This is a genomic window from Leptospira fletcheri (assembly GCF_004769195.1).
Taxonomy (GTDB): Bacteria; Spirochaetota; Leptospiria; order Leptospirales; family Leptospiraceae; genus Leptospira_B; species Leptospira_B fletcheri.
Genome location: NZ_RQET01000001.1, coordinates 359,800 through 373,734, shown reverse-complemented (window position 1 = coordinate 373,734; position 13,935 = coordinate 359,800). Strand labels below are relative to the sequence as shown.

Annotated in this window: 14 protein-coding genes; 10 read left to right on the top strand and 4 right to left on the bottom strand. The window is 46.9% G+C overall.

Annotated elements, in window-relative coordinates:
* The first annotated feature begins 42 nt into the window (after positions 1-42).
* From EHO60_RS01620 to EHO60_RS01605, 4 genes are all read left to right on the top strand, one after another.
* Entirely contained in the window at positions 43-816 is a 774-nt protein-coding gene (locus EHO60_RS01620; protein WP_135766410.1) for a hypothetical protein, read from the top strand.
* A 241-nt stretch (positions 817-1,057) separates the two neighbouring features.
* Positions 1,058-1,504, top strand: coding sequence for a bactofilin family protein (locus EHO60_RS01615; RefSeq protein WP_135766409.1), 447 nt, complete (start codon positions 1,058-1,060; stop codon positions 1,502-1,504).
* Positions 1,505-1,524: 20 nt separating this feature from the next.
* Positions 1,525-2,496, top strand: a complete 972-nt coding sequence (locus tag EHO60_RS01610; protein WP_135766408.1) for a PdxA family dehydrogenase — start codon at positions 1,525-1,527, stop codon at positions 2,494-2,496.
* Positions 2,493-2,963, top strand: coding sequence for a hypothetical protein (locus tag EHO60_RS01605; protein WP_135766407.1), 471 nt, complete (start codon positions 2,493-2,495; stop codon positions 2,961-2,963). The genes EHO60_RS01610 and EHO60_RS01605 overlap by 4 nt, the downstream gene beginning before the upstream one ends.
* 52 nt (positions 2,964-3,015) lie before the next feature.
* On the opposite strand, the gene EHO60_RS01600 is transcribed toward EHO60_RS01605, so the two are convergent.
* Positions 3,016-3,432, bottom strand: coding sequence for a winged helix-turn-helix transcriptional regulator (locus EHO60_RS01600; protein ID WP_135766406.1), 417 nt, complete (start codon positions 3,430-3,432; stop codon positions 3,016-3,018).
* Positions 3,433-3,518: 86 nt separating this feature from the next.
* On the opposite strand from EHO60_RS01600, the gene EHO60_RS01595 reads away from it, so the two are divergent.
* The 3 genes from EHO60_RS01595 to EHO60_RS01585 all read left to right on the top strand — a co-directional run bounded on the left by EHO60_RS01595 (position 3,519) and on the right by EHO60_RS01585 (position 7,147).
* Positions 3,519-3,914 (top strand): hypothetical protein, encoded by a 396-nt coding sequence (locus EHO60_RS01595; RefSeq protein WP_135766405.1) that lies wholly within the window; start codon positions 3,519-3,521, stop codon positions 3,912-3,914.
* A gap of 260 nt (positions 3,915-4,174) precedes the next feature.
* On the top strand, positions 4,175-5,923 hold the full coding sequence (cobT, locus tag EHO60_RS01590; RefSeq protein WP_135766404.1) for a nicotinate-nucleotide--dimethylbenzimidazole phosphoribosyltransferase: 1,749 nt from the start codon (positions 4,175-4,177) through the stop codon (positions 5,921-5,923).
* Between the two features lie 315 nt (positions 5,924-6,238).
* The gene (locus EHO60_RS01585; protein WP_135766403.1) at positions 6,239-7,147 is read left to right on the top strand and encodes an LIC10906 family membrane protein; all 909 of its coding nucleotides are present in this window, start codon (positions 6,239-6,241) and stop codon (positions 7,145-7,147) included.
* A 4-nt stretch (positions 7,148-7,151) separates the two neighbouring features.
* Here the strand turns inward: EHO60_RS01585 and EHO60_RS01580 are convergent, their stop codons facing one another.
* Positions 7,152-7,541, bottom strand: a complete 390-nt coding sequence (locus EHO60_RS01580; protein WP_135766402.1) for a helix-turn-helix domain-containing protein — start codon at positions 7,539-7,541, stop codon at positions 7,152-7,154.
* Positions 7,542-7,719: 178 nt separating this feature from the next.
* On the opposite strand from EHO60_RS01580, the gene EHO60_RS01575 reads away from it, so the two are divergent.
* Positions 7,720-8,637: a histidine kinase N-terminal 7TM domain-containing protein gene (locus tag EHO60_RS01575; RefSeq protein ID WP_135766401.1), complete on the top strand. Its 918-nt coding sequence runs from the start codon at positions 7,720-7,722 to the stop codon at positions 8,635-8,637.
* On the opposite strand, the gene EHO60_RS01570 is transcribed toward EHO60_RS01575, so the two are convergent.
* Entirely contained in the window at positions 8,620-9,012 is a 393-nt protein-coding gene (locus EHO60_RS01570) for a hypothetical protein (protein WP_135766400.1), read from the bottom strand. The two genes, EHO60_RS01575 and EHO60_RS01570, sit on opposite strands and share 18 nt — an antisense overlap.
* A gap of 162 nt (positions 9,013-9,174) precedes the next feature.
* Between EHO60_RS01570 and EHO60_RS01565 the strand changes: the two genes are divergently transcribed.
* Entirely contained in the window at positions 9,175-9,519 is a 345-nt protein-coding gene (locus EHO60_RS01565) for a hypothetical protein (RefSeq protein WP_210409304.1), read from the top strand.
* Positions 9,520-9,612: 93 nt separating this feature from the next.
* Here the strand turns inward: EHO60_RS01565 and EHO60_RS01560 are convergent, their stop codons facing one another.
* A complete protein-coding gene (locus EHO60_RS01560; RefSeq protein WP_135766398.1) occupies positions 9,613-10,128 on the bottom strand; it encodes a hypothetical protein in 516 nt (171 codons plus the stop codon).
* A 263-nt stretch (positions 10,129-10,391) separates the two neighbouring features.
* Here EHO60_RS01560 and EHO60_RS01555 point away from each other — a divergent pair, with 263 nt between their 5' ends.
* A complete protein-coding gene (locus EHO60_RS01555) occupies positions 10,392-13,907 on the top strand; it encodes a nitrate reductase (RefSeq protein WP_135766397.1) in 3,516 nt (1,171 codons plus the stop codon).
* Positions 13,908-13,935: the final 28 nt, after the last annotated feature.

Genomic DNA, 13,935 nt, shown 5'->3' with positions numbered 1-13,935 from the left:
TCTTGCAATCGGATCCGATCCGGTTAGAATCCAAGGAAATCTATGGCCGTCATCACTCAAGAACAGATCCTGGAATTGCAGCGTTATCAAAAGATGATCAACCAACTGGAAAAGATTCTGAGGCTCTCCAAAAACGACGAGCAGAAATACAGGGTCAGCCGGGATTTGGACAAGTACCGGAACCGGATGAGGGAAATCTCTCCGGAAGGTATTCCGGACAACTTGGAAACCGCCGCCGAACAGATCCGCCTGTACCGAGAAAATCCGGACGCTGCAGGAAGGCTCTTGGCGAAATATCCGGTGATGAAGATTTCCCCGAATTCCAACGATACCGAAGTCAATCAGATCGGAACCTGGATCAACGTTCTGGACCGGGAATACCTTCCGATATTAAACGAAATGCATATCAAATTCGATTTTTCCCACGGAAACGAAAAGGACGGCGTGGTGAAACACATGGAAAATATCCGTAGAAACATCAAGGTGCTCACGGAAACCATCGAGGAATACCAGGCCGCGGAAAAGCAGGAATTCCGGGAACAGTTGAGTCGGATGAAGAACAAGCAGACCCGGATTTTCATCGCCGAGGCGTTTGAAATGTTCCAAAAATTTAACGAATTTCTGAACAAGGTTTTGGACGGATTGAAGGCGGGCGGGGGAATCATCATGAACGTGGAGGACAAGATCCTGTTCAACCCTCGGTTCGAAAAGGCCACGGAATTGGAAGGATTTGCGATCCCGAAAGCGTTACAGGAGTTCCGGGATTTCACGGCCGAAGTCTTGGACCGTATCAACGTTCCGAATATCAAACATTAAGTTCGGAAAGCGGGGTTTCGGGCATGGCGGAAACGAGGAGGTTGCCCGCCAGAAGGGGGTCGGAAAAGACCTCGGGGCTTTTCCGAGGGGGAAGGCTTTCCCCCTCCTTCTCCTCCCGGCAAGCTCTTCCAAAAAACCCTAGGTCCGTTTAAAAATTCCTTTCCGGAACAAAGAGGGCTTATACTTTGTGCTTACATCCGATCCGCTTAGCGATTCGGAATCTTATAGGATTTCAATATTCATGGCACTTGTTAAGAACTCTTCCGAAGTAACCAATTCCACGATCGGCGAAAACTCTTATTTCAGCGGGAAATTCTTTATCAACGGATCTTTAAAGATCGACGGGAAGTTCGAAGGAAAATCCCTCCAAGCAGAGCAGCTGTACATCGGAATTTCCGGAAAAGTCAAAACGAATATCACTGCGGCCAGTGTCATCGTGGAAGGTATCGTAATCGGAAACATCACCGCAAGAAACCGGGTCATGCTTCTCCCCACCAGCCTGATTTTGGGGGACATCCGCACTCCGGAATTGATCATCCAAAACGGAGTGACTTTGGAAGGTCGTTGCATGATTTCCAGCGATCTGAAACATTCCAACAAGGAAAGGATCGAATTGGAATATTCCAAGGATTCTCTCAGCCTGGAAAAACTCTTCGGCAAACAAGGGGCCGGGGCCAAGGAAGCCTAATCTTCCGGACAGGAAGGGCCTTGGACCGCATTCTCATCACAGAAGGAGATCCTTGCGGGGTTGGGCCCGAAATTCTAACGGCCTCTCTGGCCAAATTAAAGTCCCTCTCTAAAAAATTTTCCGTTCTCTTGGTTCATTCCGGCGTCTTTCCTCCCGGAAAGTCCTGGAAGGAAGTCTCCGATCTCGGCCAAACCAGCGCTCCCGGATTGTATTCCTGGAAGACTGCCGCCTTAGCTCCCGAACAAAGCGCCGGACTGAAACCGGGTGTTCCATCGGAGGTGTCGGGAAGGGCGGCCTATTCCAGTTTGGTGGAGGCGATCCGAATCCAGAAGGCTATGGGCGGAAATCTGGTCACTCTACCTTTGAGTAAGGAATGGGTGCTTAAGGCCGGAGTTAAGGGTTTCCGAGGTCATACGGAAATCCTCGCGGATCAGTACGGTACCAGAACATACATGTTGATGGCCGGAAGGGAATGGAGCGTGTTGCCTTTGACGACTCACGTTCCGCTTGTGGAAGTCCCTTTCTACTTGAAAAAAATCCATCTTCCCAGTTTGATCTCCGCCATCCGCGCGGCTGCCGTTCCGAAAGGGAAGCCCATCGCGTTTTTAGGTTTGAATCCTCACGCGGGAGAAGGCGGTAAGATCGGAAAGGAAGAAAAGGAAATTCTGGAACCTATGATTTCTTCTCTACAAAAGGCGGGGCTAGAGGTGATCGGCCCTCTTTCCGCAGACGGCGCGTTTGCCGAACCTTCCCGGAGTCGATTTTCCCTTTTTTTGGCATGCTACCACGACCAAGGTTTGATTCCCTTTAAAATGTGGGAGGGGAAGCATGGAGTGAATCTGACTCTAGGGTTGGATTTTTTACGAGTCTCGCCGGATCACGGCACCGCTTTCGATATCGCCGGAAAAGGTAAGGCGGACCCGGAAAGTTTTGCCCGTTGTCTGGATTGGGTCTCCGGTAGGTTGCCTAAATCAAGTCGGAGTCACAAATGATTTTTTTTGCCCAAACCAATTCCGCCGGCCTACTGGAACAGATCGTCTTTCCTCTTTTCCTATTCTGGTTCGTGGGTCTGACTCTGGTCCTATTGCGGAACGATATAGAGGTGATCTGGAAGGTCGCGATCTTTTTCGTTTTCGTCTTTTACTTCTTTCAATTCTTTCCGGAACTCAAGGAATCCTACGATAGACTGACCAGGTCCTATCCTACGGAAATCCTGAATTGGGTTACCGGAATGCCGCGGGCGTTTTATTTCTTTCTACTTTTCTTTTGGCCGATCGCGGTGTTCCGGATGTTTTATTCCGCGTCTCCTTTCTTGGCGAATTCCACGGCCAAAGTTTTGTTGGGCTTTACGCTTGCGTATTGGATTCTGTTCTTGGGTTATCACCAGTTCTCGGCGCCGATAGACGAATTTCTGAAAACGAAGTTCGTAGATTGGATTACCGTGGTTCCTCCGAAGTAATGTTGAAGACCCTTCTTTTCTTTTAGCGGATTTGCCAAAATCGATTCTTTTGCTATCCTCCTTTTTTGTGTTGGGTGAACTTTGCTCTGATTTTTTCCTGGAATTTGGCCTCATTCTTCAGCATACGATCTGCGAGCGGATTGCTCTTAGCGTCCGGTAGATGCTTCAACCCCCAGCGACTCAAGTCCCACAATACTGGGAGTAAATCCAAGGATTTGGGTGTCGGGGCGTAAATAAATTGTTTCCCGTTGGCTGGATCGTCAGTCTTAGTAATCAGCCCTTGTTCTTCCAGCCATAAGAGCCGTTGCGCAAGGAGATTCGTGGCAATTCCTTCGCCTGCTTCCAGAAAGTCCTTATATCGAGTCATACCGCGCAAGAGGATGTCTCGCAATATGAGTAAGGTCCATCTGTCACCCAGGATATCTAGGGAAAGACCGATCGGGCATGAGGAACGTCCTGATTTCTTCATTCGACCAATTTTTTTTATGACTTGACAATTTCAAGTTATCTGCGCCGAATAACTTGAATTATTCAAGTCATCTATAAGGGAAACGTATGAAAAAAATTCTGCCACTCGCTGCCGTAGCCGTTTCAGTCCTGTTCTGGCTGATTCTCGCCTCTGTCACAATCATCGGACTTTTAAATCCTCAGCGCGCCTCGGTTGGCTTTGGTCTGGCTATCGCGGACGATCCCGGCGCTTTGTACTATCGCGTGTATGCGACACGAAATGCCACACTGATCCTAACGGCCTTTACGTTTATTGCTCTTCGTTATTGGCGTCCTCTCGCAATTCTTACCACACTGACCACCCCTCTCGCCATCACGGACCGGCTTTTGCTAGGTAATTTGGGGATATCCGCACCTCCATTTCATCTTCTGGCACTGATTCTTTTGGTCCTGTCGTCCGCTCTTCTCTGGCAAAAAGTGCTAACGACGGATCAGTCCTCATAAACTGGCCGTGCCGGTTTTTACGGACGAGTTTCTTATCCCAAACGATGTCCGCGTCCTCTGTGACTTTCACTTTATATAAATTGGACGGTTTTATAAAGGAATCCGCCTCTCAGTAGTTTATAAAAGATTTCTCACATGATCTCGATGGCAAATGGAATGGTACATCCTAGTAGCGCCCTCTTTTCGGAGTCACCGATGGGCGCTAAGAATGAGGTCCCATTTTTGATATCCTTTTTATCGGAAGGGGAAAAGATGACGGCATGCGGACGGAAGAACGGGAAGGGAACAATTCCGAAGAACCGAAATTCACTCGGGAGGAAAAGGAGGGCCTGTATAAGGCTATCTACACTCGGAGAGATATCCGTAGTTATTTGAGCGATCCGATCGAAGACGAAGTACTTTTCCGGCTTCTGGACGCAGCACATCATGCGCCGTCCGTCGGCTTTACCCAACCTTGGAATTTCCTATTGATCCGAGAGATTTCCGTAAAAAAAGCCGTCTACGATCATTTCGTGTCCGTAAATGAAGCCGCTTCGAAAAGTTACGAAGGGGATCGGAAACTAAAATACAATTCCTTAAAATTGCAGGGTATATTGGATGCTCCAGTCAGCATATTGTTCACCTGCGATCGGAACCGGGATCCAGGGAACCTTCTCGGTAGGAGTACGAACCGAAATACGGATCTTTATAGCGCCTGTTTGGCGGTACAGAATTTCTGGCTCGCGGCGCAAGCCGAAGGATTGGGCGCAGGATGGATGAGCATCTTCGAACCGGAATTCATAAAGAAATTGCTGGAAATACCGGAAACGGTGGAGCCGATCGCTCTTATGACTCTAGGCAAACCAGTTTGGGTTCCGAGAAGTCCGATCCTAGAGACTGTGGGGTGGAAGGCGAGGCAGAATTTATCCGATCTTGTTTATGAAAATCGATGGGGGGTTCCTTCTCACTTATCCTCCGGTACGGAACCCGAGGAAGACAGGATTTCTTCGAATTCCGAGACGCTTCAGCAAAGAATGGATTCCCTTACGAAGCCCGTAGGATCTCTAGGCGTTTTAGAGGATTATATATTTAAAATATGTAATATTCAAAAAACTTCAAGGCCCGTTTTCAACCCAAAAGCGATCCTCCTCTTTGCGGGGGATCACGGTATCGCTGAGGAAGGAGTGAGCGCTTATAACCGACATGTCACGGCTCAAATGACGTACATGTTTTTGTCGGGAGGCGCGGCGATCAATTCACTTTGTCGTGGAAACGGTATAGATCTCTATTTGAACGATCTGGGAGTGGATCACGATTTCGGAGATACCGTCGGTTTGAATCACGCGAAGGTTCGCAGGGGTTCCAGAAATTTTCTAAAAGAACCGGCAATGACGGAAGCAGAGACGGAACTGGCGATCGAGTTCGGAAGGGAGAGCGTGAGAAAACTCGAAAATCGGTACGGTTTCCTCGGAATCGGCGAAATGGGAATCGGCAATACCACTTCCGCAGCCGCAATCGTTTGTTCGATTCTCGGAAAACCTCCGGAGGAATGCGTAGGCGCCGGAACGGGAGTCGGACGGTCCACGCTGGAGAAAAAAATCCGGGTCATCGCTCAAGGCTTGGAAAAACACAAGAGAGCAGATCGGAACGAATGGAACTCTCTCGTATGTTTTGGCGGATATGAAATTGCCGCCATGGTAGGGGTAATAGAGGAGGCCGTTCTCCGAGGGATTCCCGTGATTCTAGACGGTATGATCACCGGAGCTGCGGCACTGGTCGCGTTCCGCAGAAACCCCGGAGTCGTTTCCAGCTGCATTGCCGGACACATTTCTTCCGAGCCTGCTCACAGGTGGATTCTGGAGGAGTTGGACTTAAGGCCCGTACTGGACTTGAGTCTTGCATTAGGAGAAGGTTCCGGGGCCGCTTTGGCTATGGGAGTTCTGGAATCCGGTTGCAGGCTGTTCTCTGAGATGAAGACGTTCGAAGAGGCGAATATCCGTTTCTCGAAGAATGAAACTTCTCTTTCTTGATTTTTTCTCCCTTTGTGTGACCACGATTTTCCAAAGGGTTGTGGAATCTTTTGCCGGTCATTTTAGAAGAGGGGCAGCCCAAAAGATACGCCGTACTGGAAGAGGGAGTCGCCGATTGGAATTGCGTTTCTTTCCATAGAAAGGATTTATAAATCGAACAAGGCGGTAGAATCCCACGTTTTGTCCGGAGATGTTTATTTACCGAATTATCATATCAAGGGGAATACGGTTTCGGCCAGGATCATAGAACTGGATAAAACGGCTTTACAGTCAGTAATGCTGAGGCTTTGATAGAGGAAAGAAATCGAATTCACTATGGATCTCCCTCTTGTAACTTGTATAGCAATCGGTTCGTACGTTGCTTTTCTCGGAATTTATATCCACAGTTTTAAACCGGCAAAACCTGTTCAAAAGTATTTTCTGGTTTTTTGTTTGTCCACCTGTGCCTGGGTCATGTGGTTTGCGATCCGGTTGTATTTTCCCGATTCTTGGAGGGCGCAGGCGATCAATTGGACGGCGATTCCGGCTATGGTAATTCCATTCAGTTTCTATTTTTGCGCAGAAGCCTATGTAAATTCGGATTACAAGCCGTCCTGTTGGGTCATCATTCCTAATACCGGATTGGCGGGTTTTCTGCTATATAAGGCATTTCGTTGCGAGTTGGTGGATTCCTTGGGCCTGAGTCCTACGGGAGGCGTGGTTTATTCCTTTACACCTTACTATCATGTATTTGTAATATATATTTCCTTGATTATGCTACTCGGTTTCTTTTTGATCGCTAGAAACGCCTATATTCATAATGGAACGATTCGGGTCAATTCGGTGATTTTTGCAATAGGCGGGATCGGAGGATTGGCCATCGCAGTATTCTTTATTTATATCCTTCCACTCCTCGGAATATTTGCACAGTATTTGGCTTCGATCGGGGTCCTCTTTACGATCACTTTTTGGGCCGGTATTTTGAATTTCGACGCGTTTGAAATCAAATCGCAATTGCTTTCCGGCGAGGAGATCCCATTTCTTTTGCGGGCGGCTCTACCCTTGCAATTGGCTCTTTATAGAGTGATGGATCCGGCAGGATACAAAGATCGTCTATTGTCCAATCGTGCGGATGTCACTTTTTATATGCTTTTGTGGAACCACGAACTGACTTTGAAAACCAATCTAGAGCCGGAAGAAAAGGCGAGATTGATCGCCGAGAAATTCGAAAGGTATTTGAAATAAGGCGTTATTTTTTCTTTGCTAGAACTTGGATCAAAGCGATGACCGTGTCCCGTTCCACCGGGGAGAGATCGTTAAGCAACTGGCGGACCGGCTCCTTGAGGTTCCATTTGCTGATCAGGTGCCAGATTTGTTCCTTATCCTTTAAATCCTTCGTGACCGGATCCGACGAAATTCTCTGGGGCCCCCGGCCGAGTAGAAGCCATTCCGCGCGGTAGCCGTATACTTTTTCAATGGCCCAGGCATTTTGCTCGGAGAGCGGCTTTTTTCCGATTTCGATCAAACTCAGCAAACTCTGCGAAATTTTGATACTTTCCGCAAAGTCATTCTGGTTGATTTCGAATCCTTGGGCCTGAGTTCGAACATATTTTACTCTTTCTGAGGTATTTTGAGTCATATTACTAAGTCATATAAACTTCTTGTCAAAAATTACTCATTTTTTCAAAATGTATTTTGGCTAGTACGTTTAAAACGAATTTATTCATCTATTTAATAGTACATGTGTCTTTGACAACTTAAAAACATAATTTTAACGCAATTGTGCCAAAAAAATATCTTTGGCTATCGGAGGAAAAATGGCATTCGTCACTTTTTTGATTCTTTCTCTCTCGGGATTCTTTTTTTACAAGAATTCGACTGGGAATTCCATATGCAAAGCGTATGCACTGATGACCTTGTCTTCCTCTATATGGGCTCTGTTAAAATTTCTAACCCAATTTGATTTCCCTTATGGACTTCAGTCAGTGTGGGTCAATTTGATCCCCATTCCGACCTTGTTTATTCCTATTTTGCTTACGTACGTAACCTGGAATTACACCCGTCCGACAGATTCAAGTTATCCTTTCACTTTCCTAATGGTATTGCATGGAGTCGCGATTCTTTTCTTTCTCTATCTGGCGCTAACGGGGGTTTTGACCCCTTTTCGTTTGCAAAACGGAGAACTAATTTATCGAGGAGGGGTTTCGTATTTCGTAGCCTGTTTCTATATTTATTTTTCCGTACTGTTTTGCTTGGGGGTTCTTGTCCGAAATATCTTCCGCGGAGATTATCTCCTTCGATTGCGTTCCATTTATATGTTCGTAGGAATCTTCTTAGGAGGGTTCTTTTCCGCGATTTTTGTGGTCGTCCTTCCTTTGGCAGGTCTTTATGAACTTAGCCATTGGGGCGTCCTGGGACTTCTTCCTTTTCTCTGGTTTTCCTGGGTTCCCATTGCCAAAGAACATCTGTTCAATACGGAACTGTTGGATTTTAAACAGGACTTAAGAAATCCTAAATTTTCCAACGCAATCATATTCATCAATCGATGTTTTCTAAATTACCTGGATGAAAAATCCTTCAAGGAAGTCTGCGATAAGTACGAAGCGGAGCAGAGAAAAATTCTGATGGAAATCACCGCAAAACTCTCCGTCGATCAGTTGGCGAATCCTTCCGGGTTTCGCTTAAAGATGAATTCGCAAGTGGAAAAAATCATGAATTTATTTCTTCGCTTTTGATCGCGCAGGAGGCTGGGGACGCTCCTTTTCGATTTTAGCTAGATACTTTTTTACTCGAATCAATTCTTCCGGATTGTAACTCGTGAGTCTAGTTAGGATATCTTTGATTTCTATGTTTTGAACCACCTTATTCAAAAGCACCATTTCTAGGTGCACTAGGTCCAATTGCTCTTCAATCGTGGCTAACGGTTCTCCTTCCCCGGTGAGAACGAATTTTTTGGAAACGCCTTTGTTTAGCAGGAGCAAATCCAACCTGAATTCCGGAATCTCTTTTTTATTGGAAAGGTATAAGGAAAGCATCGTCATCGTCACATTTGCCATGGCCGCTGCCGCATCTTTCCATTTGATCCCGAGAGTATGAAGTGAGTAATTCATTCGGTCTCCCGGGGTAATTGCTTCCGATCTTTCGATTTTTTTATGTTTCATTTTTAGATTTTGGATTGAAAATATTAAATTATTTAATAAAATGGAATCGTCTTTCTGTCCACAACTTCCTTTTAAGGCAGTAGATTCTCATTGGATTGAAAGAAAAGGTTTATGGAAATTCTTAAATGGTATAGTATCGAAAATTTTGCACGGGAAATCGGTGATCCCAACCCGTGCGTTCGTGCTTTAAAAAAAGCTACAATGTTGCGTGATAAATTGTACGTCACAGAAAAGACTCCTCGTTCCGTAAAAAACCTTCTCTTTATCTTACGGCTTTTGTGCAAGCACAGAGTCAACCGAACCCTGCTCGTCGTATTTAGACAGGAAATTCGCGAATTGAAATGGGAATTGGGAAGGGCAAAGGCTTCCCTATCTCTTGCAAATGATGCTATCAAGTTTTATAAAGAAACCAGCCAGGTCGAGGTCGAGTTTCCGACAGAAAATTCTAAAGATTAGAACGGGATTTGATTTCAGTTTATAATTTTGGCATACAAAACATTAGAAAAGGGTCGGTTTGTTCTCCGGAAGACGAAACTCTCCGGACTTCGCTTATAGAATGTCCATGCTGATCTTCTTTCTATAATTGAATCCGTAATGTTCGATGAGTTGGAGCTCCAGCTCGTTGTTGAAGCGGATCACGTTTTGCGCATTTTCTTCCAACAAATCCCTCATTTTTCCGTTTTTCTCGGAAAGAAACTCCTTTTGCAATTCCCAGAAGTACTTCGTATTTAGATGGGATTGTTTCTTGGAAAATAGCTTGCTCTGGGATTTTCTTTCTTTGGCGGCAGAGAGTTCCGCGGAAATTCGGATCGAAAGTTTCAATTTTTTCAGTTCGTATTCTCCTCCGTTCTCGGAATGATTTTCCGGAGACTTGATTTTACCGATCACATTCGGAAGCATTTTGGAAACGTCTTCGTAGATGGGAAAGGAATCCAAGGTAAAATCCAGGAGATGGATGGCTTGCACTCGATTCGGTTGCCGCTTATAATCGTTCCAGATCTCCTCCAAAAGATCGGAGTGCAGATAGAAAAAGAGTAAGGTTTCGTGGTTGTTTTTCTCCTTCATGCGGAACCTGGGAGAAAAGGGAGAATTTCGCGGTCGTATTTTGTGCAAAATGTCGCGGTTCTGAATCGATTCTCCCGGAACTTCGGAATGAATTTACCGCGAAACTGCACCATTTTTGTTTGGATCCATTCTAAAGGAGAGGAGGGGATTGCCTTGGCCGAAAATCCCTTTCTCCGGCCAAAGAGTTGACGTTTTTCCGTTCCTACTTCCTTTGGAAGTATAGATTACGTTAGGATTGGCGTGAAAATTGCAAGAACTTTGATATGCAACCCGTAGAAACCTTTCATACTACCTGTTCTTACTGCGGGGTAGGCTGCGGTATTCTGGTTCATAAGTCCAGTCCCACGGAATTTAGCGTTCAAGGGGATCCGGATCACCCCACGAATCGGGGCAATCTCTGTTCCAAGGGGATGAACCTGCACTATTCCGTGATGGACCGATCAGATCGCCTTTTGGTTCCGATGGTGCGCTCGGACCGATCCGAGGATTTGATTCGGACCACTTGGGACAGCGCGTTAGACAGGACTGCGAAAGAGTTTAAACGATTGATCCGGAAATACGGTCCGGATTCCGTCGGTTTTTACGTTTCCGGACAGCTTCTGACCGAAGAATACTATATTATAAATAAATTAACTAAGGGGTTTCTGGGAACGAATAATATCGATACGAATTCCAGGCTCTGTATGAGTTCCGCGGTCACCGGATACAAGATGTCGTTAGGCGAGGATTGCGTCCCGGTCGGATACGAAGACATCGAGATCGCGGATTGCTTTTTGATCGCCGGATCCAACCCCGCTTGGTGTCATCCGATCGTGTTTAGAAGGATAGAGGAGAGAAAGAGATCCGATCCAGGCGTAAAAGTGATCGTCGTGGATCCGCGTAAGACGGAAACCTGCGAAAATGCGGACTTACACGTTCAGATTCGTCCCGGAACGGACGTTTACCTATTTCACGCGATCGCAAGGATTCTCATCGAGAACGGTCGGATAGATAAGGAATTTATAATATATAATACGGAAGGATTCGAGGATCTGAAAAGGAAAGCCTTCGAAATAGAAGTTGAGACCGCGGCGGAAATCTGCGGAATTTCTCCGGGCTTGATTTACGAGGTCGCGGAGATCATAGGCAAGTCCAAAGGGTTTATCAGTCTCTGGGCGATGGGCTTGAATCAAAGCGTGGTGGGAGTGAATAAAAACCTTGCTCTGATCAATCTTTCTCTTTTGACGGGAAGGATCGGGAAGCCCGGAAACGGTCCGTTTTCCTTGACCGGACAATCCAATGCGATGGGAGGGAGGGAAGTCGGGGGATTGTGTAATCTTCTACCGGCTCACCGCGACTTGGAGAATCCGGAGCATAGAAGACAGGTGGCGGATTTTTGGGGAGTAAAAGACATCCCTTCGGAGCCGGGCCTCAGCGCAGTGGAAATGTTCGAGAGTTTGAAATCCGGAAAACTGAAAGCAGTTTGGATCGTATGCACGAATCCCACCGTAAGCCTACCGGACGCTAGAGTAGTGGAGGCCGGACTAAGGAGCGCCGAATTCGTCGTAGTTCAGGATATCTCTTGGGATTCATCCGCTTTGGCTTATGCAGACGTAGTGCTTCCTGCAGCTGGTTGGGCGGAAAAACAAGGTACGATGACGAGTTCCGATCGGAGAATCACCCATCTTTCTAAGATTCTGGAACCTCCCGGAGAGGCGAAACCGGATGTTTGGATTATTCAGGATTTTGCATATAAAATGGGATTCGACGCCTCTTTCGATTACGAAACCGAGGAGGAAATCTTTTTAGAGCACTGCGGATTAACGGAAGGCACGAAGATCGATATTTCCGGTTTGGATTACGAACTGATCCGGAGTAGAAAAGGGGTTCGATGGCCGTATCCCAAAAACGGGGATCAGGCGGATTCTCGTCCGTTCGAGGATCGGGTCTTTTATAGACCGAACGGAAAGGCCAAACTTCACGCGGTAGATCCGGAGGATGAATCCGAAAAAACGACTCCGGACTTTCCGCTGGTATTAACTACGGGAAGGATCCGGGACCAGTGGCACTCCATGACCCGTACCGGAAAGGTCAGAAAGTTACGGGAGCATAGGCCCGAGATGCATCTGGAAATTCACCCGGAGGATGCGCTGAAATACGGGATCAAGGAAGGGACGATCGTGGACATTTCCAGTCCGAGAGGGTCCGTCCGAGCGAAAGCGACCGTCACTAGATCGATCAAGCAAGGAGTCGTTTTTTTGCCCATGCACTGGGGGAGAAAGAACGGTTCCGATCAGGCAAGATCCAATAACCTGACTAGTTCGGCTTTTGACCCTTTTTCGAAACAGCCCGGTTTTAAGTTCTCCGCAGTCCGAGTCGCTCCCTATAGAAAGAAGAAGGAAAAAATTCTGATCGTGGGGGGAGGGAGTTCCACATTAGCTTTTTTGAAACGATACAGAGAGATGGCTCCGAACGATGAGATCACGGTGATCTGCAAGGAGGAAAATCCGTTTTATTCCAGGGTTCTACTTCCGGATTACATAGGCGGAGAAAAGGAATTTTCCGAACTTTTACAGACGGACGCAGAGGAGATTCTCTCCTGGAATTTGGAATTGGTTCCCGATACGACCGTCACCAACGTTTATCCGGAAGGGAAGAAGGTACGCGACTCCAAAGGAAATCTGCACTCTTACAATAAACTGATTTTGGCTACGGGAAGTTCGGCCGTTCCTCCGTCGGTGACGGTTCCGAAAGAAATGCAGGGAATTTTCAGTTTGAGAGGTAAGTCCGACGCGGATCGGATCCGCGGCTTCTTCGTTCCGAATACGAAAGCGCTGATCGTAGGGGGAGGACTTTTGGGTTTGGAGATCGCGGCAGTATTGTCCGCCGCTCAGGTCGAAGTCACAGTTCTCGCTCGGACAAATCGTCTCATGTCCAGAAAATTAGATACGACGGGAAGCGAACTTCTCAAGGAGGAAATCGAGGCGAGAGGGATCAAGTTACTATTCGAAACGGAAATTTCCAAAATAGAAGGTACCGAAAGGATCTCCAAAGTGAAACTGAGCAACGGAGTCTCCGCCGATTTTGACGGGATCATCTATGCGATCGGAACGAAGCCCAATTCCCAAATCGCTTCGGAGGCCGGCTTGGGCTGTGGTAGCGGTATCAAAGTGGATTCGTTTCTCAGATCCAGCGATCCCGATATCTACTCGTTCGGCGAGGCGGCGGAGCATGAAACCGGAACGTACGGAACCGTGACCGCGGCAGAAGAACAAGCTAAGATTGCGGCTCAGCATATATTCGGTTATTCCTTCGAAGAATATCCCGGTTCCATCCACGCGCATATTCTCCGGATCAACGATTTGGAATTGGCGTCCTTGAGATTGCCCGATACTCCTCTGGAGATCACGGAAGATCTAAAGAAGGAATACGAGGAAATCCTATTTTTGGATCGTAAGAACAGGATATATAAGAAATGTATTATACGTAACGATAGACTGGTCGGCGCGGTTCTCGTAGGAGATCGATCCGAATTCGGCAAATTCCAGGAATGGATCCTTTCCGGAATCGAATTAGGAGACCGGAGGAAAAAGCTCCTTTCCGGCGGAGAATTCGTAAAACCTTTGTCCGGTCGAGTCGTATGTTCCTGTTACGGAATCGGGGAAGGGAATATCCGGGAAGCGATTCTGGATGGGGAACATACCTTGGCGGGAATCGGAAAGAGAACTGGGGCCGGAACAGGTTGCGGAACCTGTAGGATGGAAATCACCACCATTCTGAAGAATATTATACAAAAATGATGCGATTTTTATCTTTCCCGGGACGCTG